The following is an 18,925-nucleotide window of genomic DNA, read 5'->3' as shown; positions in this document are numbered from 1 at the left end:
CCTCTTGCAGGCCGTGCCACAAGCGGCGACCAGCAGCGTTCGCAACGCATGATCCATAGAGCAAAACCACTGGTCAGACCGGTCATGCCAATTTGCGCCACCCCTCTTGTAAACCTCTGAAAGCCGAGCGTAGACTGCGCCTGCACTGGACATACCGGTAAGACCACAATAATTAAGTCCTCCATCCGCTGCGCTCCCGGCGCACGGCAGACAGGACACCGACCAGGATTCCTCCCCATGCTCAGATGGTGCTCGCGTTCGATTTTCCTCCAGGTTGTGCTCGGACTGATGCTCGGCATCGTCTGCGGACTCACCCTCCCCGAATACTCCTCACAACTCAAACCACTGGGCGACGGCTTCATCAAGCTGATCAAGATGCTCATCGGCCTGATCGTGTTCTGCGTGGTGGTTAGCGGCATATCCGGCGCCGGCGACCTGAAGAAGGTCGGCCGCATCGGCCTCAAATCAGTGATCTACTTCGAAATACTCACCACCATCGCCCTGGTGATCGGCCTGGTCATGGCCTTCAGCACCGGCATCGGCAGCGGCGCCAATATCCACCTGGAGCAGCTGTCCACCGCCGACATGGGCGATATCGCCCAGCGCGGCCAGCACATGCACACCACCACCCAGTTCCTCATGGACCTGATCCCCACCTCGGTGATCGGTGCCTTTGCCGAGAACAATATCCTCCAGGTGCTGCTGTTCTCAGTACTGTTCGGCAGTGCCCTGAACCTGGTGGGCGAAGCCGCCTCCGGCATCTCCCGGCTGATCAATGAACTGAGCCATGTGATCTTCCGCATCATGGGCATGATCGTGCGCCTGGCGCCCATCGGCGTGTTCGGTGCCATCGCCTTCACCACCAGCAAATACGGCCTGGATTCGCTACAGCACCTGGGCAGCCTGGTGGGCCTGTTTTACCTGACCTGCTTCGCCTTCGTCGCGGTGATCCTCGGCCTGGTCATGCGGCTGTCGGGCCTGCGCATGCTGCCCTTCCTCAAATACCTGCGGGAAGAGTTGCTGATCGTCCTCGGCACCGCCTCCTCCGACGCTGTCCTGCCGCAGATCATGCGCAAGCTGGAGCATCTGGGCATCGGCAGCTCCACCGTGGGTCTGGTGATTCCCACCGGCTACTCCTTCAACCTGGACGGTTTCTCCATCTACCTGACCCTGGCCATCGTCTTTATCGCCAATGCCACCGGCACGCCGTTGTCCATGTCGGACCTTTTGACCATCCTCCTGGTGTCGCTGATCACTTCCAAGGGCGCCCACGGTATTCCCGGTTCGGCCCTGGTGATTCTGGCAGCGACGCTGACCGCGATCCCGGCGATTCCGGTGGTGGGCCTGGTGCTGGTGCTGGCAGTGGACTGGTTCATGGGCATCGGCCGCGCCCTGACTAACCTGATCGGCAACTGCGTGGCCACCGTGGCCATCGCCCGCTGGGAAAAGGACATCGACGTGCAACGGGCCAACAAAGTGCTCAGTGGTCAACAGGGCTATACCTTCCAGGCACGAAAACCGGTGGCCGGTGCCCACCAGCAGGAATTTTGATCCGACCTTGTGCCTGCCGACGGCAGGCACAACAATCAGCGCGGCAACAGCGCGCTACCGATAGCTCATGGAGTCAACAGTGATCAGCTCGTCAACGGTTGTGAATTCAGTGGTAGAAAAGCTCCGGGCCGCCCTTGCCCGAGGCCAGTGGCGCTCCGGCGACATGCTGCCCGGGCAACGTGAATTGGCCGAGCAACTGGGCATCAGCCGCCCCAGCCTGCGTGAAGCAGTGATCGTCCTGGAGACCCTGGGCCTGGTGCGCTCCATGCCCGGCAAGGGCGTGGTGGTGCTGGACGCCCCCCTGGGCGAAGCCCAGGGTGCCGAGAGCAGTGTGGCCGGCGCCAGCCTCGAGGACGTGCTGCAACTGCGCTACACCCTGGAACCCTTCATCGTCGGGCTGGTGGCGCAATCCATCAGCAGCAAGGAAGTCGGCCAACTGCGCCTGACCCTGATGGACATGCGCGAAGCCCTGGAGGCCAATGACAGCGAAGCCGGGGTCAATGCCTACATCGCTTTCCACGAGGAACTGTTCACCCTGACCAGCAACCCGATCTTCCAGAACGTGGTGCAACAGACCAGCAATGCCCTCAAGCAAAGTGCGCAGATCCTGCGCAATTCGCCGGAGCACCTGGCCGAGCGCCTGGAAGAGAATGAAGCGGTAGTGCGGGCGATCCGTAACAAGAACAGCGCCCTGGCCAGCGCCGAGATGCGTCGGCACATCCTCCAGGAGGGCCAGCGCATGGGCATCGAACTGAATATTCCGGACGATCACCTGGGCTCCAACGCCCTGTAATCAACCCCCGAGTCAGCAACTGGACTGGAGACAGGCCATGGTCAGCTACGCCCTGAAAAACAACCCCTTCACCCTGGTGGCCAGCCTGCCTCGGCGTCAGTGCGGCGAAAAAAAACTGCTGGTCGATGATGTCTATCCGCAGATCTTCGACGCTATTCTCGAACAGCGCATCGCCCCCGGCAGCCGCTTCACCGAAGACAGCCTCGGGCAGGCCTTCGGCGTCAGCCGCAGCATCATCCGCCAGGTCCTGGCGCGGTTGTCCCACCAGCAAGTGGTGATCCTGCGGCCCAATTACCGCCCCCAGGTCGCGGCTCCTGACCTGGAGCAGACCCGGCAGATCCTGCACGCCCGGCGCCTGACGGAAATCACCCTGGTGCGCCTGGCCTGCCAGCAACCCCGGCGCCAGTTGCAGTCCCTGCGGCAACTGATCGCCCGGGAACGAGAGGCCATCGAGCGCGACCAACGAGGCCCGGCCATTCGCCTGTCCGGGGAGTTCCACCTGCAACTGGCTGAAGTGGCCGGCAATGCACCACTGGCGCAGTTTCTCGGCAGTCTGGTGCCGCTGACCTCCCTGGCCATCGCTCAGTTTGAAGGCCGCGCCCGCCACTGCTGCGCCTGGCAAGAGCACGCGACGATCATCGACGCGCTACAGGCGGCCGACGTCGAAAAGGCCGAAGCCCTGATGAACCGACACCTGGATCATCTGCAACAACGCCTGCTAGGCACAGCACCCGCCGACCTGTAGGAGCCGGCTTGCCGGCGAAAACCTCAGCCCCCCAGCATTTTCTCGAAGCCCTGCCGGATCTTCTCTTCCGGCAGATCGTCGGCAATGAACACCATCACACTCTCCCGCGCCTCGCCCTCAGCCCATTGGGTATCCCAGTCAAAGCCATAAAGCTTGAGCACGCCCTGGAACACCATGCGCCGTGGCTCGTCGATCACATTCAGCACGCCCTTGTAACGCAGCAATTGCTTGCCATGATCCTCCAGCAGCTCATTCATGAACTCGCTGAGGCGATCCAGATCCAGGGCCTGCTCGGTGCGCAGTACCAGACTGGAAATCCGGTCCACCGAGGGTGCCTGGCTCACCGGTCGCAGACTGATGCCGCCGCCCAGATCAGCATTCAAGTTGAAGCCCCGTACATCCAGCAGCTCCGCCAGATCGATCTGGCCGTGCTCCACCAGACGAATCGGCGCCCGGCGGTTGATCCGCGTCAGGCGCTGGCTGAGGGCGTCGAAGGTCTGTTCATCCACCAGGTCGCGCTTGCTCACCAGCAGCCGGTCGGCAAAGCCGATCTGCGCCTGGGCGATGGTCTGGGTCAGGTGGAACTCGGCGTGCCTGGCATCCACCAGGGTGATGATGCCGTCGAGGATGTAGCGCTCGCGCAACTCTTCATCAATGAAAAAGGTCTGCGCCACCGGCGCCGGATCGGCCAATCCGGTGCACTCGATCACCAGTCGATCAAAGGCGATCTCGCCACTGTCCAGGCGTTCCAGCAGCAAGTACAGGGCCTTGGTCAGGTCGGTGTGGATGGTGCAGCAGACACAGCCATTGGACAGGGTCATGACCTGGACCGGCTCGTCCCCCAGCAGTTGGGTGTCGATACCGGCATCACTGAACTCATTCTCGATCACGGCGATCTTCAAACCATGCTCGGCCTTGAGCAGGTGCCGCAACAAGGTGGTCTTGCCGGCACCGAGGAAACCGCTGAGCACGGTGACGGGAATAGGATTTTGCAAAACAGGATCTCCCACGCATGAAAACGTAGAAGCCGGCTGGTCGGCGATGGCGTCCGAAGAATCGCTATCGCCGGCAAGCCGGCTCCTACATGGGTGTGACTTACACGCTGTACTTCAACAGCACTTCGGACCGCCCTTGCCGCCGTACCGGGCTTCCTGGCGTTCACGGAAGAACGCCTCGTACGACATCACCGGCTTGTCCGGGTGCTTGGTTTGCATATGCTCGACGTAGTTGTCGTAGTCGGGCATGCCGACCATCAGGCGCGCGGCCTGACCGAGGTATTTACCGAGGCGACTCAGGTCATTGAACATCGTTGCAATCCTCGGGTTACGCGTCTGGCACAGCCTGGAAGGGCGATTCTTTATCCGTACGTTCCTTGGTGCCCCAAGCCGCAATACCGACCTTGAGCGCGTAGAACAGGATGCTGAACACCACCAGCAGGAACAATGCCGTCAGGGTCGCGTTGGTGTAGGCGTTGAAGATCACGTGCTGCATCTGCGTGATGTCCTTGGCCGGAGCGAGGATCTGACCATTGGCCATCGCATCGCTGTATTTCTTCGCCAGCGACAGGAAGCCGATCGCCGGGTTGGCGTCGAACAGCTTGATGAAGCCTGCGGTAGTGGTGCAGATCAGCAGCCAGACAGCCGGCAGCAGGGTGACCCAGATGTAGCGCTGACGCTTCATCTTGATCAGGACCACGGTGCCCAGCATCAGGGCGATACCGGCCAGCATCTGGTTGGAGATGCCGAACAGCGGCCACAAGGTGTTGATGCCACCCAGCGGATCGATCACGCCCTGGTACAGCAGGTAACCCCAGAGGGCGACACAGCCGGCCGTGGCGATCAGGTTGGCGGTCCAGGATTCAGTGCGTTTCAGCGCGGGAACGAAAGACCCCAGCAGATCCTGGAGCATGAAACGACCGGCACGGGTACCGGCATCCACAGCGGTAAGAATGAACAGGGCTTCGAACAGGATCGCGAAGTGGTACCAGAACGCCATGGTGTTTTCACCCGGCAGTACATGGTGGAGGATCTGTGCGATACCCACCGCCAGCGTCGGCGCACCGCCGGCACGGGCCAGGATGGTGTTTTCACCGATGTCCTTGGCCACCGCCTGGAGTTGTTCCGGGCTGATGACAAAACCCCAGCTACTGACGGTTTGGGCCACAGCCACCACATCACCGCCAACAATGGCCGCCGGGCTGTTCATGGCGAAGTAAACGCCGGGCTCGATCACCGAGGCCGCGACCATGGCCATGATCGCCACGAAGGACTCCATGAGCATGCCGCCATAGCCGATGTAGCGAGCGTTGGCTTCGTTATCCAGCAGCTTCGGCGTGGTCCCCGAGGAGATCAGCGCGTGGAAGCCGGACACCGCACCACAAGCGATGGTGATGAACAGGAACGGGAACAGGCCGCCCTTCCATACCGGGCCAGTGCCATCGGTGAACTGGGTCAGGGCCGGCATTTTCAGCTCGGGCATGGTGATCAGGATGCCAATCGCCAGGGCGATGATGGTACCGATCTTGAGGAAGGTCGACAGGTAGTCACGGGGCGCCAGGATCAGCCACACCGGCAGCACCGCAGCGACAAAACCGTAGCCGATCAGCATCCAGGTGATCTGGATGCCGGTGAAGGTAAACATCTTGCCCCAGACCGGATCGGCGGCCACCTGGCCCCCCAGCCAGATGGAGCCGAGCAGCAACACCACGCCGATCAACGAAATTTCGCCGATGCGGCCCGGGCGGATGTAGCGCATGTACACGCCCATGAACACCGCGATCGGGATGGTCGCCATCACCGTGAAAATGCCCCACGGGCTCTCGGCCAGGGCCTTGACCACAATCAGCGCCAGCACCGCGAGGATGATGATCATGATCAGGAAGCAGCCGAACAGCGCGATGGTGCCAGGGATACGCCCCATTTCCTCACGGACCATGTCGCCCAGGGAACGACCGTTACGCCGGGTGGACAGGAACAGCACCATGAAGTCCTGTACCGCACCGGCCAGGACCACCCCGGCAATCAGCCACAGGGTGCCGGGCAGGTAGCCCATCTGCGCCGCCAGAACCGGGCCCACCAAGGGGCCTGCGCCGGCAATGGCCGCGAAGTGGTGACCGAAGAGAATGTGTTTGTTGGTCGGCACATAGTCCAGACCATCATTGTTAAGTACAGCGGGAGTGGCCCGACGTGGGTCCAGCTGCATCACATTATTGGCAATGAACAGACTGTAATACCGGTACGCCACCAGATAGATGGCCACCGCGGCCACCACAATCCACAAGGCGTTGATCGCCTCGCCGCGACGCAATGCAACTACGCCGAGGGCGCACGCTCCTACGATTGCCAGCAGCAGCCAAGGGACATGGCGCAGCAGGCTATTATTATTTTTCATTTTTTTATCCCAGCCAGGGTGGACAGAAAGACAGCGTTTCGAGTGTAGCGCTACTGTTCTCAAAGACCACCCCCCACGTTGGTCTAGAGCCTTCTTTTAACTTATGAGCCGCACTTTTCTCGAAACTTTTCAGCTCAAGGCCGCCGACACAAAACCCTGAATCCGCCCGCCTTTCGTCCGGCAAGCTGCGAGCAAGGTGGCAATCCGTGTTTTTTGAGGTCCGATGGCTGTGGTAGCGACAGTGATAAACCGGGGTCTATAGTCAGTGCACCACGCAGAGGGCCAGCCCATGAGCGAGCAACACGCCGAACGCCGACGCTTCAAACGCATCGCCTTCGATGCCACGACCGAACTGAGCCAGGGCACTCACCGCTGGCCGGTGCGGCTGCTGGACCTGTCCCTCAAGGGACTGTTGATCGAACGCCCCGATCCCTGGATTGGAGATCCCAATCGCCCCTTCGAAGCCGATATTCACCTCGGCCTCGATGCCGACGTGCGTATGGATGTGCAACTGGCCCACGACCATCACGGTCAGTTGGGCTTCGTCTGCCTGCACATCGGCCTGGAGTCCATCGAACACCTCAGGAGGTTGATCGAGCTGAACCTGGGAGACCCCGAGGAGTTGGAGCGGGAACTGGGCGCACTGATCAATATTTGATCAGTGACACCGGTATTCAGGGAAACAGCGCGGGTTCGGGAAAATCGCTTTCCATGTCCCAGTAACCCGCTTGCTGCCGTGAGGCGACTGTCCATTGGCCGTCGACATAACGGAAGGTGCGATAAGTGGTGATGAACTCTTCGTTCTCCATCGACGACGCCGATGACACCTGCTGGATGCTTTCGGTGCCCCCTTCACGGGACGGCACGATCTGCCACGCCGCCTTGCCAGTCTGGGCAAACACCAGCGGCTGTCTTTCCCCTCCTTCACCCAGGTAGAGCACCGGGTCCAGCTGACTCTGCTCCGGCGTCAGCACTTCGGTGGCCGGACCGCTGTAGCTGCCCATGGGTGCGGTCTGGTCGACGGTGAGGAAAAACGCCGGCGATGGCAGGCCGTTGAGCGGCGCCTTTTCCACCGTGGCCAGGGGATAGCCCAGGGACTTCTGCGCCAGCACCTCGCCGCTGTCGGAAACCAGGCGCGCCTGAGCGCCCAAGGGAGCGGCCGGGTGATCGTCCTCGGACTGGGCAAAGCTGTCGGCGTCCAAGCCATTGCCCCAACTGTCAGCGTGCAGTTGCGGCGTGATGCGCACATCCTCCAGCACCTCCAAAAGCGAGCCATCTCCCACCAGTACCTGCTGGGCCACACGATAGCCCTCGGGCATCTCGCTCTGCTGCGCCACGGCAAAGCCGCTGCCACACAGCAGGCTGATGCCCAGTAACCAGCCATTCAACCTTGTCATGCCCATTACCTGCTTCCTTCCATGAGAGCCCAGCTGTGTTTATTCGAAGAGCGCATCCAACGCCTGTTCCAGGCGGGTCACGGCAATGATCTTCAAGCCCGGCGGCGACTCTTTCGGCGCATTGCCCTTGGGCACGATGGCCCGTTTGAAGCCGTGCTTGGCTGCCTCTTTCAAGCGCTCCTGGCCGCTGGGTACCGGACGCACTTCACCGGACAGGCCCACTTCACCGAACACCAGCAAGTCATGGGGCAGCGGACGGTTGCGCAAACTCGACATCACCGCCGCCATCAACGCCAGGTCGGAGGCGGTTTCCAGCACCTTGACCCCGCCCACCACGTTGAGGAACACATCCTGGTCATGGGTCGGAATCCCGCCGTGGCGGTGCAGCACTGCCAGCAGCATGGCCAGGCGGTTCTGATCCAGACCCAGGGTGACCCGACGCGGATTGGCCAGGTGGCTGTCATCCACCAGCGCCTGGACTTCCACCAGCATCGGCCGGGTCCCCTCCCAGGTCGCCATTACCACGCTGCCGGGCACTTCTTCTTGAGCCCGAGTGAGGAAAATCGCCGAAGGGTTGGACACCTCCTTCAGACCACGGTCGGTCATGCCGAACACACCCAGCTCGTTGACCGCACCAAAACGGTTCTTCACCGCCCGCAACAACCGCAGGCGACCGTCGGACTCGCCCTCGAAATACAGCACGGTGTCCACCATGTGCTCCAGCACCCGCGGTCCGGCCAGGGCGCCTTCCTTGGTCACGTGGCCCACCAGGAAGATCGCCGTGCCGCTCTGCTTGGCGTAACGCACCAGCAAGGCAGCGCTCTCGCGCACCTGGGACACACCGCCCGGAGCCGATTGCAGCTGTTCGGTGAAGATGGTCTGGATCGAGTCGATCACCATGACCTTGGGTTTTTCCACCCGAGCGGTGGCGATGATGGTTTCAATGCAGGTCTCGGTCATCACCCGCAACTGATCCTGGGGCAGGCCCAGGCGCCGGGCGCGCATCGCCACCTGCTGCTGGGATTCCTCACCGGTGACGTACAGCGCCGGCATGCGCGTGGCGATGTTGCACAGGGTCTGCAGCAGGATGGTCGACTTGCCGATTCCCGGATCACCGCCGATCAGCACCACCGAACCGTCCACCAGGCCACCGCCCAGCACCCGGTCGAGTTCGCCGGACGCGGTAGAGAAACGCGGGATTTCCTCGACGCTGACTTGCGCCAGGGTCTTGATCTGCGCCTGCTGCCCGGCCCAGCCGGTACGCCCGGCAGGCGCCGCGGCGCCGCCGCTTTCGATCATGGTCTCGGTCAGAGTGTTCCAGGCCCCGCACTCGCCGCATTGCCCGGCCCATTTGGGAAAGGTGGAGCCGCACTCGGTGCAGCCGTACATGCGCTTGGCCTTGGCCATCTGAACCCCCGGCAAAAACCGCGATGATAGCTCAGCTGGAGCCGATCAGCGCGGCGCCGTGGTGCGTATCTGCCCGCTGGCCAGACGCGTGGCGCTATTGCCCAGCGGGTCTTCGGCATTCAGGTCGGCGCCCTTGGCGGCCAAGGCGTCCAACAACTCGACCCGCTTGAACAATCCGGCGTACATGGCCGCGGTCTGCCCGGCGCCATTACGCTGATCGGGGCTGCAATCGGTCGCCAGCAGGCGTCGGGCGATCTGCACCTCGCCCTTGAAGATTGCCCCCATCAACGCCGTGTTACCGCGTTTGTCCTGGGTACAGGCGTTGGCACCGGCGGCCAGCAGGCGCTCCACTGCCGGATACTGGCCGTGATAGGCGGCCAGAATCAGTGCCGTGTAACCCTTTTCATCCTGGGTATCGAGGGAATAACCGGCCTCGATAAAGGTGTTGAGCATCTCCACATCGCCCCGGCGGGCGGCATCGAAATAGTAGTTTTCCAGCTGGACCTTGACCGCCACCGGGTCGGTTGGCTGCGCATGGGCAGCCAGGGTCCAGGCCAGGGTCAGCAGCGAAATGAACAGGCGCATGACACACCTCCTTTTTTACCTGAGAAGCGCAGGAGCCGGCTTGCCGGCGAAGGACTACCCCGTACTGTGTGGTGTTCCGTTCGCTGGCAAGCCAGCTCCTACAAGGCGTGAAGCATCAGTCGCTCAGTTTGGCCGCCAGGACCTTGACCCGGGCCAGGTCGCCCTTGGCCACGTTGGTCACGCCGGTGCCGTATTCAGGGTCGGCCTTATAAAGGAACGACAGCATGATGTGCTTGCTCTCGTCATCGGTGGTGGCCAAGGAGCCGCCGAAGCTGTCGATCAGGTCCTGGCGCTCTTTCTTGCTGAAGGAGCGGTACAGATCACCGGCCTGCTTGAAGTTCTGCTCACGCTGGATCTTCGCCTGCTGGGTGCTGCCCGAGAGTGCCATGTGACTGTAACGAGCAGTCTGTGGTTCTTCACGAGGCATCAAGCGGCTCGGCTGATAGTTGACCCCGGTGCTGCTGTGCCCCAGGTTCATCGCGCCGTCCTGGTTGCCGTTGTTCACCGGATTCTTCGGTGCGTTGATCGGCAGTTGCAGGGCGTTGGCGCCGATGCGGTACATCTGGGTATCGGCGTAGGAGAACACCCGGCCTTGCAGCAGGCGGTCTTCCGACGGTTCGATCCCCGGTACCAGATTGGCCGGGGCCATGGCCACCTGCTCGGTCTCCTGGAAAACGTTGGCCGGATTACGGTTCAACACCATTTGTCCCACTTTGCGCTCGGGTACATCGGGCCAGATCTTGGTGGCGTCCAGGGGATCGAAATCAAACTTGGCCAAGTCTTCGGGTTTCAATACCTGGACATACAAGTCCCACTTGGGAAAGTCCCCTTTATTAATGTGGGTTACCAAGTCGTTGGTCATATGGCTGTAATCACGCCCTTGTACCTCGACCACTTGTTTCGGATCGAGATTCTTCAGGCCTTGCAGACTCTTCCAGTGGAACTTCACGTAGTGCACTTCGCCCTTGGCGTTGATCAACTTGTAGGCGTGTACGCCGTTACCGTCCATTTCCCGGTAACTGGCCGGAGTACCGGAGTTGGAATACAACTCGGTCAAAGTACGAGTGGCTTCGGGAACATGGGAGAAGAAGTCGAAACGCCGCGAATCATCGTCAAGGTTGGTGCGCGGGTCAGGTTTGAACGCGTGCACCATATCCGGGAACTTGATGGCGTCACGAATGAAAAAGGTTGGGAAGTTGTTGCCTACCAGGTCCCAGTTTCCGTCTGCGGTATAGAACTTGGTGGCGAAACCCCGGGGATCGCGCAAGGTTTCCGGGGAGTGGTTGCCATGCACCACGGCCGAGAAGCGCACGAATACCGGGGTCACTTCGCCGGCGGCAAACACCTTGGCACGGGTCAGGTCGCTGAGATTGTCGGTGACAGTGAACGTACCGTGGGCACCGGTGCCGCGGGCGTGTACCACGCGCTCTGGAATGCGCTCACGGTCAAAACGCTGGAGCTTCTGGATCAGTTGCACGTCTTGCAGCAACACCGGTCCGGTAGCGCCTGCCGTTTGTGAGTTCTGGTTATCGCCCACTGCCGCGCCATTGTCGCGGGTCAGCGTGGCAGCCTGTACGGAAAGGGAAAGCATACTGGCGGCAAGCACGCCCAGTACGCATCGCTGGGAAAAACTCCCAAGGCCAAGAGAAGCGGTCATGTTGAATTCCTCTAGTTATATAAGGCGCATCTCGGTGCGCCTGCTAGAGGCTAGTGACTAAACATTTGAAAGATAAATAGAAAGGCCATAACCCGTCGATTGACAGAATGTTCTGGTTATCTCGTCAGATGCGGGGTATATCGCGCGCGATTTGATGGCACTTTGAATAAACTATTTGCCTCTTTATCGGTCGATAACCCCGCAAGCTGTAAAAAGTTGTTTCGGCAAAATGCTTTTTGCTGAATTACACTGCCGTAACCAACCTCATCTGCAACAGGGAATAACCTATGGGCGTGCTAAGTGAATTCAAGGCCTTCGCGGTCAAAGGTAATGTGGTCGATATGGCCGTGGGTATCATCATCGGCGCCGCGTTCGGCAAGATCGTCTCTTCCTTTGTGGGTGACGTGGTCATGCCACCCATCGGCGTATTGGTCGGAGGGGTGAACTTCGGGGACCTGGCGGTCACCCTGAAAGCGGCTGCGGGGGACACACCCGCGGTGGTTCTGGCCTATGGCAAGTTCATCCAGAGCATCATCGACTTCATCATCATCGCTTTCGCCATCTTCATGGGCGTCAAGGTGATCAACCGCCTGAAACGCGAAGAAGCCGTGGCCCCTACCCTGCCACCGGTACCGACCAAGGAAGAAGAGCTGCTGGGGGAGATCCGCGATCTGCTCAAGGCACAGAACAACAAGCCCTGAAAAAGGCTTCAGTAACACAAAGACGGCGCCCTCGAGGCGCCGTTTTGGTTACCAGTAGTTCTCCACCGCCACCTGCCCCGGCCGTCGACTCAGGCTCAGGTTCATGCCTCGTTGCTTGAGCAGGGCCCGGGTGTCATCGATCATCTGCGGGTTGCCGCAGAGCATCACCCGAGAGTGCTCGGGGGTCAGTTCCACACCCGCGGCGCGTTCCAGCTCGCCGTTCTCGATCAGGTGGGTGATACGCCCGTTGAGGCTGCCCGGGTGCTGCTCGCGGGTCACGGTACTGATGAACTGCAACTTATGGGCGAACTCCGCCAGGTACTCACGTTGCGGCAACTCGGCAAGCAGTTGCTGATAAGCCAGCTCCCTGGCCTCGCGCACGCTGTAGACCAGGATGATGCGCTCGAATTTCTCCCACACTTCGAAGTCCTGGAGGATCGACAGGAACGGCGCGATCCCGGTGCCTGTGGATAACAGCCAGAGGTCGCGACCGTCGACGAAACGATCCAGGGTCAGGTAACCGAACGCCTGACGATCCACCAGCAGGCTGTCCCCCACTTCCAGGCGGCTCAGCTCGCTGGTGAACTCGCCACCGGGCACCACAATGGAAAAGAATTCGAGAAACTCGTCGAACGGCGACGACACCATGGAATAGGCGCGCCACACCGTGCTGCCATCGGCCTTGGTCACGCCAAGGCGGGCAAACTGCCCGGCCCGAAAGCGGAAACCCGCATCCCGAGTGGTGCGCAAGGTGAACAGGCTCGGGGTCAGCGGCTGGACGTCCAGCAGGGTCTGGCGGCTGTACTTTTCTTCACTGGCAGTCATGAGGGACTCCACAAAAGCGATGCTCTAGTGTCCCGCAAAGCGAGGCGTAGAAACACCGGCGGTTTGTAATGGCATAGATCGCGGGCAATCGCCGGCAAAAAAACGTACCATTTACCCCCATTTTGAATCGCCCTCCTGCGGCCCGCCCCGCGGCTGTTCAAGGGTTCCTGTCCGCTCCATGTTCCCCAGCGACAGGACATTCACCGATTACCTAGAGTCCGCCCATGCCCCTGCTCGCAAGCCCCTTCGCCCAGCTCGACCTGATCCGCCAGCCCGAACAGCAGAACGAGCCGCTGCAAGCTTTCGACGCGGCGGACGAGTACCTGCTCAATCACCTGGCCGAGCAGCAGCCGAGCAGTGACACCCGGGTACTGATCCTCAACGACAGCTTCGGTGCCCTGGCTGCGAGCCTGCTGGGCAAGGTCCAGGTCAGCAGCAGCGGCGATTCCTACCTGGGCGCCCTGGCCCTGGAAAAGAACCTGGCGCGCAACGGCCTGCCCTTCGATGCCCTGCGCGTGGTGCCGGCCAGCGAGACCTTGAGCGGGCCGTTCGACCGGGTGCTGATCCGCGTACCCAAGACCCTGGCCCTGCTGGAGGAACAATTGATCCGTCTGCAAGGGCAACTGGCCCCCGGCGCCCAGGTGGTGGCGGCGGCCATGGTCAAGCACCTGCCCCGCGCCGCCGGTGACTTGCTGGAGCGCTACATCGGCCCGGTGCAGGCATCCCTGGCCGTGAAAAAGGCCCGCTTGCTGATGGCCACTGCAGAAGCCAAACAGCCGGCCCAGTCGCCCTACCCGACCCGCTATCGCCTGGAACAGCCGGCCATCGAGCTGCTCAACCATGCCAACGTGTTCTGCCGCGAAGGCCTGGACATCGGCACCCGCGCCTTCCTCCCGCACCTGCCACAGAACCTGGGCAGCGCCCGGGTCGCGGACCTCGGCTGCGGTAACGGCGTGCTGGCCATCGCCAGCGCCCTGGACAACCCGCAAGCCCACTACACCCTGGTGGACGAATCTTTCATGGCGGTGCAATCGGCCCGGGAAAACTGGCAGGCCGTGCTCGGTGAGCGTGAGGCCCAAATGCGTGCCGGCGACGGCCTGGCTGAGCAAGCGCCACAGTCCCTGGACGTGGTGCTGTGCAACCCGCCCTTCCACCAGCAGCAGGTGGTGGGCGACTTCCTTGCCTGGCGCATGTTCCAACAGGCCCGGGAAGCTCTGGTAGTGGGCGGCGCCCTGTATATCGTCGGCAACCGCCACCTGGGTTATCACAGCAAGCTGGCGCGGCTGTTCCGCGGCGTCGAGCAAGTGGCGGCGACGCCCAAGTTCGTGATCCTCAAGGCACGTAAATAACAGGCAAAAAAAACCCTCCGCTGGCGGAGGGTTGAAACCGTGCCGCAAGGCACGGGATGGGATGATCAGTGGGTGGTCAGGCCTGCGGCATTCATGAACATGCGCATCAGGCTGGCGACCACGAACAGGGCCAGGACACTGCCGCCCCAGATCATGACCAGCCAACCCAGGCGCTGCCACAGCGGCTTCTTTTCCGCCTGTTCGATTTCCTGCAAAGAGTGTTTACCGCTCATAACTGCAACTCCTGCTTAACCCAAACCTTCGTAGGAGCTGGCTGGCCAGCGAAAGCGCCAGCCAGCCGGGCACATGGCTCAAGGGCCTGTTCGCCGGCCAGCCGGCTCCTACCTAGTGGTAACCGTCTTCGTGGGTGACCTTGCCGCGGAACACGTAGTAGCTCCAGAAGGTGTAGCCCAGGATGAACGGAATGATGAACAGCGTGCCCACCAGCATGAAGCCCTGGCTTTGTGGCGGCGCCGCGGCGTCCCAGATGGAGATCGACGGCGGCACGATGTTCGGCCACAGGCTGATGCCTAGACCGCTGTAGCCGAGGAAGATCAGCACCAGGGTCAGCAGGAACGGTGTGTAGTGGGCGTTGCGGGCCACGGCGCGCAGCAGGCCGTACATGGTCACCAGCACCAGGATCGGCACCGGCAGGAACCAGAACAGGTTCGGCAGGGTGAACCAGCGAGCGGCGATCTCGGCATGGGCCAAGGGCGTCCAGATACTGACGATACCAATCACCGCCAGCACCACATAGGCCAGGGGCCGAGCAATGTCATGCATCTGCTGCTGCAGCTTGCCTTCGGTCTTCATGATCAGCCAGGTGCAGCCGAGCAAGGCATAGGCCACCACCAACGCCAGGCCGCAGAACAGGGTGAAGGGCGTCAGCCAGTCCAGTGAACCGCCGGCAAACTGCCGATTGACCACCGGCAAACCGTCAATGAAGGCCCCCAGCGCCACGCCCTGGAAGAAGGTTGCCGCCACGGAACCGCCAATGAAGGCCTTGTCCCAGATGTGGCGCTTGTCTTCCTTGGCCTTGAAGCGGAACTCGAAGGCCACGCCACGGAAGATCAGCCCCACCAGCATCAGGATCAGCGGCAGGTATAGCGCCGAGAGCACCACCGAGTAAGCCAGCGGAAAGGCACCGAACAAGGCCGCGCCCCCCAGCACCAGCCAGGTCTCATTGCCGTCCCAAACCGGGGCGACGGTGTTCATCATTACGTCACGGTCGCGGTCGTCCTTGATGAACGGGAAGAGAATCCCGATCCCCAGGTCGAAGCCGTCCATGACCACGTACATCATGATGCCGAAGATAATAATCACGGCCCAGAGCAGCGGAAGATCGATACCCATGACTCAGTTCCCCTTGTTCAGGCGGGTGCCGTGGTCGGCGTCGTGCTCATCGTCGGCTGCGGACAGCGGACGGGCCGGGGTGCGTTGCTGCCCGGGACCACCGTGGCTGGTTTCGGCACCTTCATTGGTGACCGGGCCTTTGCGCACCAGGCGCATCATGTAGCCGATACCCACGCCGAACAGCGAGAAGTACACCACCACGAACAACGCCAGGGTGATGCTCATCTGCACGAAGCTGTGCCCGGAAGAGGCGTCCGCCGTGCGCATCAGGCCGTAGACCACCCACGGCTGGCGACCGATCTCGGTGGTGAACCAGCCTGCCAGGATCGCGATCAGCCCGGATGGGCCCATCCACAACGCCAGGTAAAGGAACGGGCGCGAGGTGTAGAGGGTGTCACGTTTGCGCAGCCAGACGCTCCACAGACCGGTGAAGATCATCAGCATGCCCAGGCCGACCATGATCCGGAACGACCAGAAGACGATGGTCGAGTTGGGCCGATCCTCAGGCGGGAACTCCTTGAGCGCCGGTACCTGCTTGTCCAGGGAGTGGGTGAGGATCAGGCTGCCCAGGTAGGGGATTTCCACCGCGAACCGGGTTTTCTCAGCCTTCATGTCCGGCCAGCCGAAGAGGATCAGCGGAGTCGGCTCGTTACCGACATTTTCCCAGTGACCTTCGATAGCGGCGATTTTCGCCGGCTGGTGCTTGAGGGTGTTGAGCCCGTGGAAGTCACCGATCACCGCCTGCACCGGCGCCACGATCAGGGCCATCCACATGGCCATGGAGAGCATGCGACGAATGGCCGGGTTGTCCCGTCCCCGCAGCAAGTGCCAGGCTGCCGACGAGCCGACGAAGAACGCCGTGGCGACGAACGCGGCTACGGCCATGTGCGCCAGGCGGTAGGGGAACGACGGATTGAAGATCACCGCCAGCCAATCCACCGGAATTACCTGGCCATTGACGATTTCATAGCCCTGTGGCGTCTGCATCCAGCTGTTGGACGAGAGGATCCAGAAGGTCGAGATCAGTGTGCCGATGGCCACCATCACCGTGGAAAAGAAGTGCAGCTTGCGCCCGACCTTGTTCCAGCCGAACAGCATCACCCCGAGGAAACCGGCCTCCAGGAAGAAGGCCGTGAGCACTTCATAGGTGAGCAGGGGGCCGGTGACAGAGCCGGCAAAATCCGAGAAACGGCTCCAGTTGGTGCCGAACTGGTAAGCCATCACCAGGCCGGAGACCACGCCCATGCCGAAGTTGACGGCAAATATCTTCGACCAGAAGTGGTAGAGATCGCGGTAGGTATCGTCGCGGGTCTTCAGCCAGAGGCCTTCGAGTACCGCCAGGTAGCTCGCCAGGCCGATGGTGATCGCCGGGAACAGGATGTGGAACGAGATGGTGAACGCGAACTGAATTCGGGCGAGATCAAGAGCCTCTAAACCGAACATAAGCTTTCCTCTATCAGGTAATACCGGCTGCCGGCCAGAGGCCTGCACCCACTGCCCCCACGGATATGGAGTGCGGCGAATTCGGATTCGTTCTTTTTTAAACCATCGCTACGCAGGGAGTCTGGCCCTTTGGCCGCCACATCAGCCTTTGCAAAAAAGGTTTTGATCTGGATCAAGCAACGTTGAAAGAGTAGTCCTAAATTTGCTGCGCAACTCTGTGGTTATTTGCCGCGTGGCAGCTTGCCTCACCCTCTCAAGGCCGGGGTTTTCCCGGGAGTTCGCGGCAATGCGGACTATCACCGCCGCCCTGCGCAACCTATCGCAACCGGCCATGGCTGCTGTTGTGAGGCTCCGTGTAAAAAAACAGTGGAAAACCGGGATAGATGCGCAGCTAACGAATTTCCCGGCAGCCGCAACCATTGGTTACATCTTGGTGATAATCTCGTTTCACTCCCCGCTCAGATTGACCGCCCGATGCCCAGCCAAGACCCTCTGCTGCTCCGCCACCACCGTCCGTTCATCGCGTTCTGGCTGGCCCGGATCTTCACCGCCAGCGGTTTCCAGATGCTCACCGTGGCCATCGGCTGGAACCTCTACCAACTGACCGGGAATGTGCTCGACCTGGGCCTGGTAGGCCTGGTGGAGTTTGCTCCACGGGTGCTGTTCATGTTGCACACCGGGCATGTGGCCGACCGTTACGACCGGCGCCGCGTCGCAGCCATCTGCCAGTCGCTGCAGGCCTTGATCGCCCTGGCCCTGGCCATCGGCAGCCTGACTGACAACGTGACCCGGGAAATGATCTTCATCCTGGCCTTCCTCCTGGGTGGCGCTCGCTCGTTCGAGATGCCCACCACCCAGGCGCTGCTGCCGAGCATCGTGCCCAGCGCCCTGTTTCCCCGGGCGGTGGCCGCCGCACAATCGGCGCAACAGTCGGCAACCATCGTCGCGCCAGCCCTGGGCGGGTTGCTGTACGCCTTCGGCAGCGTCTGGGTCTATGGCCCGACCGTGATCCTCTATGTGATCGCCTGCCTGCTGATGCTCAACCTGCCGGCCCGGCAGACGCCACTGAACAAGGGCAAGGCCACCCTGGACTCGCTGCTGGCGGGGATTCGCTTCATCCGCAGCCGCCCGGACATTCTCGGCGCCATTTCCCTGGACCTGTTCGCCGTGCTGCTGGGGGGCGCCACCGCACTGCTGCCGGTATTCGCCAAGGACATTCTGCTCACCGGCCCCTGGGGCCTGGGACTCTTGCGCTCGGCACCGGCGGTGGGCGCTTTGCTGATGTCGCTTTGGCTGGCGCGCTTTAGCGTCGAGCGCAAGGTCGGGCGGGTGATGTTCACCGCCGTCGGAGTATTCGGCGTGGCTACTATCGCCTTCGGCCTCTCGACCTCGTTCTGGTTTTCCCTGGCGGTACTGGTGGTACTGGGGGCGGCGGACATGATCAGCATGGTGATCCGCGCGTCCTTCGTGCAACTGGAGACCCCGGACGAAATGCGCGGCCGGGTCAGCGCGGTGAACGGCCTGTTCATCGGCGCCTCGAATCAGCTGGGGGAATTCGAATCCGGAGTCACCGCCCACTGGTTCGGCACGGTGCCGGCGGTGGTGCTGGGCGGGGTCGGCACGCTGCTGGTGACCGGAGTCTGGATCAAGCTGTTCCCGACCCTGGCCAAGCGCGACCGGATGATCGAGCGAGTGGAAGAGGCCAAGGCCTGAATCCGCGCCAGGGTGG

The 18,925-nt window shown here is 61.7% G+C and carries 18 protein-coding genes; 7 read left to right on the top strand and 11 right to left on the bottom strand.

What is annotated here, in order from left to right; translation table 11 throughout:
• Positions 1-237: 237 nt before the first annotated feature.
• The 3 genes from FW796_RS28015 (at position 238) to FW796_RS28005 (ending at position 3,089) form a co-directional block, all read left to right on the top strand.
• Positions 238-1,551, top strand: coding sequence for a C4-dicarboxylate transporter DctA (locus FW796_RS28015; protein WP_092309874.1), 1,314 nt, complete (start codon positions 238-240; stop codon positions 1,549-1,551).
• Positions 1,552-1,630: 79 nt separating this feature from the next.
• The gene (locus FW796_RS28010; RefSeq protein ID WP_402893575.1) at positions 1,631-2,344 is read left to right on the top strand and encodes a FadR/GntR family transcriptional regulator; all 714 of its coding nucleotides are present in this window, start codon (positions 1,631-1,633) and stop codon (positions 2,342-2,344) included.
• A gap of 37 nt (positions 2,345-2,381) precedes the next feature.
• Positions 2,382-3,089, top strand: a complete 708-nt coding sequence (locus tag FW796_RS28005) for a GntR family transcriptional regulator (protein ID WP_446440426.1) — start codon at positions 2,382-2,384, stop codon at positions 3,087-3,089.
• A gap of 23 nt (positions 3,090-3,112) precedes the next feature.
• On the opposite strand, the gene yjiA is transcribed toward FW796_RS28005, so the two are convergent.
• From yjiA to FW796_RS27990, 3 genes are all read right to left on the bottom strand, one after another.
• The gene (gene yjiA, locus FW796_RS28000; protein ID WP_346635977.1) at positions 3,113-4,084 is read right to left on the bottom strand and encodes a GTPase; all 972 of its coding nucleotides are present in this window, start codon (positions 4,082-4,084) and stop codon (positions 3,113-3,115) included.
• A 114-nt stretch (positions 4,085-4,198) separates the two neighbouring features.
• Positions 4,199-4,396 carry a YbdD/YjiX family protein gene (locus tag FW796_RS27995; protein WP_007937254.1) on the bottom strand — a complete coding sequence of 66 codons (198 nt, stop codon included), beginning with the start codon at positions 4,394-4,396 and terminating at the stop codon, positions 4,199-4,201.
• Between the two features lie 16 nt (positions 4,397-4,412).
• Positions 4,413-6,479 (bottom strand): carbon starvation CstA family protein, encoded by a 2,067-nt coding sequence (locus tag FW796_RS27990; protein WP_446440425.1) that lies wholly within the window; start codon positions 6,477-6,479, stop codon positions 4,413-4,415.
• Between the two features lie 289 nt (positions 6,480-6,768).
• Between FW796_RS27990 and FW796_RS27985 the strand changes: the two genes are divergently transcribed.
• A complete protein-coding gene (locus FW796_RS27985) occupies positions 6,769-7,137 on the top strand; it encodes a PilZ domain-containing protein (RefSeq protein WP_346635975.1) in 369 nt (122 codons plus the stop codon).
• Positions 7,138-7,153: 16 nt separating this feature from the next.
• Here FW796_RS27985 and FW796_RS27980 read toward each other — a convergent pair whose 3' ends face one another.
• The 4 genes from FW796_RS27980 to katB form a co-directional block, all read right to left on the bottom strand.
• Positions 7,154-7,882 (bottom strand): hypothetical protein, encoded by a 729-nt coding sequence (locus tag FW796_RS27980; RefSeq protein ID WP_404937706.1) that lies wholly within the window; start codon positions 7,880-7,882, stop codon positions 7,154-7,156.
• 33 nt (positions 7,883-7,915) lie between these two features.
• Positions 7,916-9,283, bottom strand: a complete 1,368-nt coding sequence (gene radA / locus FW796_RS27975; protein WP_346635973.1) for a DNA repair protein RadA — start codon at positions 9,281-9,283, stop codon at positions 7,916-7,918.
• A gap of 45 nt (positions 9,284-9,328) precedes the next feature.
• Positions 9,329-9,868, bottom strand: a complete 540-nt coding sequence (locus tag FW796_RS27970; protein ID WP_346635972.1) for an ankyrin repeat domain-containing protein — start codon at positions 9,866-9,868, stop codon at positions 9,329-9,331.
• Positions 9,869-9,983: 115 nt separating this feature from the next.
• Positions 9,984-11,525, bottom strand: a complete 1,542-nt coding sequence (gene katB, locus FW796_RS27965; RefSeq protein ID WP_446440424.1) for a catalase KatB — start codon at positions 11,523-11,525, stop codon at positions 9,984-9,986.
• A 287-nt stretch (positions 11,526-11,812) separates the two neighbouring features.
• On the opposite strand from katB, the gene mscL reads away from it, so the two are divergent.
• Positions 11,813-12,226, top strand: a complete 414-nt coding sequence (gene mscL / locus FW796_RS27960) for a large-conductance mechanosensitive channel protein MscL (protein WP_253127875.1) — start codon at positions 11,813-11,815, stop codon at positions 12,224-12,226.
• A gap of 48 nt (positions 12,227-12,274) precedes the next feature.
• Here mscL and FW796_RS27955 read toward each other — a convergent pair whose 3' ends face one another.
• Positions 12,275-13,051 (bottom strand): ferredoxin--NADP reductase, encoded by a 777-nt coding sequence (locus tag FW796_RS27955; RefSeq protein ID WP_346635970.1) that lies wholly within the window; start codon positions 13,049-13,051, stop codon positions 12,275-12,277.
• Positions 13,052-13,275: 224 nt separating this feature from the next.
• Between FW796_RS27955 and FW796_RS27950 the strand changes: the two genes are divergently transcribed.
• Complete coding sequence (locus FW796_RS27950; protein ID WP_446440423.1) at positions 13,276-14,400, top strand: methyltransferase; 1,125 nt, start codon at positions 13,276-13,278, stop codon at positions 14,398-14,400.
• Positions 14,401-14,465: 65 nt separating this feature from the next.
• Here the strand turns inward: FW796_RS27950 and FW796_RS27945 are convergent, their stop codons facing one another.
• From FW796_RS27945 to FW796_RS27935, 3 genes are all read right to left on the bottom strand, one after another.
• Positions 14,466-14,633 (bottom strand): DUF2474 domain-containing protein, encoded by a 168-nt coding sequence (locus tag FW796_RS27945; protein ID WP_011063586.1) that lies wholly within the window; start codon positions 14,631-14,633, stop codon positions 14,466-14,468.
• Positions 14,634-14,745: 112 nt separating this feature from the next.
• Complete coding sequence (gene cydB / locus FW796_RS27940) at positions 14,746-15,753, bottom strand: cytochrome d ubiquinol oxidase subunit II (RefSeq protein ID WP_346635968.1); 1,008 nt, start codon at positions 15,751-15,753, stop codon at positions 14,746-14,748.
• Between the two features lie 3 nt (positions 15,754-15,756).
• On the bottom strand, positions 15,757-17,196 hold the full coding sequence (locus tag FW796_RS27935; protein WP_346635967.1) for a cytochrome ubiquinol oxidase subunit I: 1,440 nt from the start codon (positions 17,194-17,196) through the stop codon (positions 15,757-15,759).
• Between the two features lie 474 nt (positions 17,197-17,670).
• On the opposite strand from FW796_RS27935, the gene FW796_RS27930 reads away from it, so the two are divergent.
• On the top strand, positions 17,671-18,909 hold the full coding sequence (locus tag FW796_RS27930; RefSeq protein ID WP_346635966.1) for an MFS transporter: 1,239 nt from the start codon (positions 17,671-17,673) through the stop codon (positions 18,907-18,909).
• The last annotated feature ends 16 nt before the right edge of the window (positions 18,910-18,925 follow it).

Source organism: Pseudomonas sp. 910_21 (assembly GCF_052850735.1).
The sequence above is the reverse complement of the archived record's forward strand: the minus strand, read 5'-3'. Positions and strand labels throughout refer to the sequence as shown.

What these genes read in the sequence shown, in the direction of transcription:
- FW796_RS28015 (WP_092309874.1), top strand. Translation starts at nt 238, where the DNA reads ATGCTCAGATGGTGCTCGCGTTCGATTTTCCTCCAGGTTGTGCTCGGA.
- FW796_RS28005 (WP_446440426.1), top strand. Translation starts at nt 2,382, where the DNA reads ATGGTCAGCTACGCCCTGAAAAACAACCCCTTCACCCTGGTGGCCAGC.
- FW796_RS27995 (WP_007937254.1), bottom strand. Translation starts at nt 4,396, where the DNA reads ATGTTCAATGACCTGAGTCGCCTCGGTAAATACCTCGGTCAGGCCGCG.
- FW796_RS27990 (WP_446440425.1), bottom strand. Translation starts at nt 6,479, where the DNA reads ATGAAAAATAATAATAGCCTGCTGCGCCATGTCCCTTGGCTGCTGCTG.
- FW796_RS27985 (WP_346635975.1), top strand. Translation starts at nt 6,769, where the DNA reads ATGAGCGAGCAACACGCCGAACGCCGACGCTTCAAACGCATCGCCTTC.
- FW796_RS27980 (WP_404937706.1), bottom strand. Translation starts at nt 7,882, where the DNA reads ATGGGCATGACAAGGTTGAATGGCTGGTTACTGGGCATCAGCCTGCTG.
- radA (WP_346635973.1), bottom strand. Translation starts at nt 9,283, where the DNA reads ATGGCCAAGGCCAAGCGCATGTACGGCTGCACCGAGTGCGGCTCCACC.
- FW796_RS27970 (WP_346635972.1), bottom strand. Translation starts at nt 9,868, where the DNA reads ATGCGCCTGTTCATTTCGCTGCTGACCCTGGCCTGGACCCTGGCTGCC.
- katB (WP_446440424.1), bottom strand. Translation starts at nt 11,525, where the DNA reads ATGACCGCTTCTCTTGGCCTTGGGAGTTTTTCCCAGCGATGCGTACTG.
- mscL (WP_253127875.1), top strand. Translation starts at nt 11,813, where the DNA reads ATGGGCGTGCTAAGTGAATTCAAGGCCTTCGCGGTCAAAGGTAATGTG.
- FW796_RS27955 (WP_346635970.1), bottom strand. Translation starts at nt 13,051, where the DNA reads ATGACTGCCAGTGAAGAAAAGTACAGCCGCCAGACCCTGCTGGACGTC.
- FW796_RS27950 (WP_446440423.1), top strand. Translation starts at nt 13,276, where the DNA reads ATGCCCCTGCTCGCAAGCCCCTTCGCCCAGCTCGACCTGATCCGCCAG.
- FW796_RS27945 (WP_011063586.1), bottom strand. Translation starts at nt 14,633, where the DNA reads ATGAGCGGTAAACACTCTTTGCAGGAAATCGAACAGGCGGAAAAGAAG.
- cydB (WP_346635968.1), bottom strand. Translation starts at nt 15,753, where the DNA reads ATGGGTATCGATCTTCCGCTGCTCTGGGCCGTGATTATTATCTTCGGC.
- FW796_RS27935 (WP_346635967.1), bottom strand. Translation starts at nt 17,196, where the DNA reads ATGTTCGGTTTAGAGGCTCTTGATCTCGCCCGAATTCAGTTCGCGTTC.
- FW796_RS27930 (WP_346635966.1), top strand. Translation starts at nt 17,671, where the DNA reads ATGCCCAGCCAAGACCCTCTGCTGCTCCGCCACCACCGTCCGTTCATC.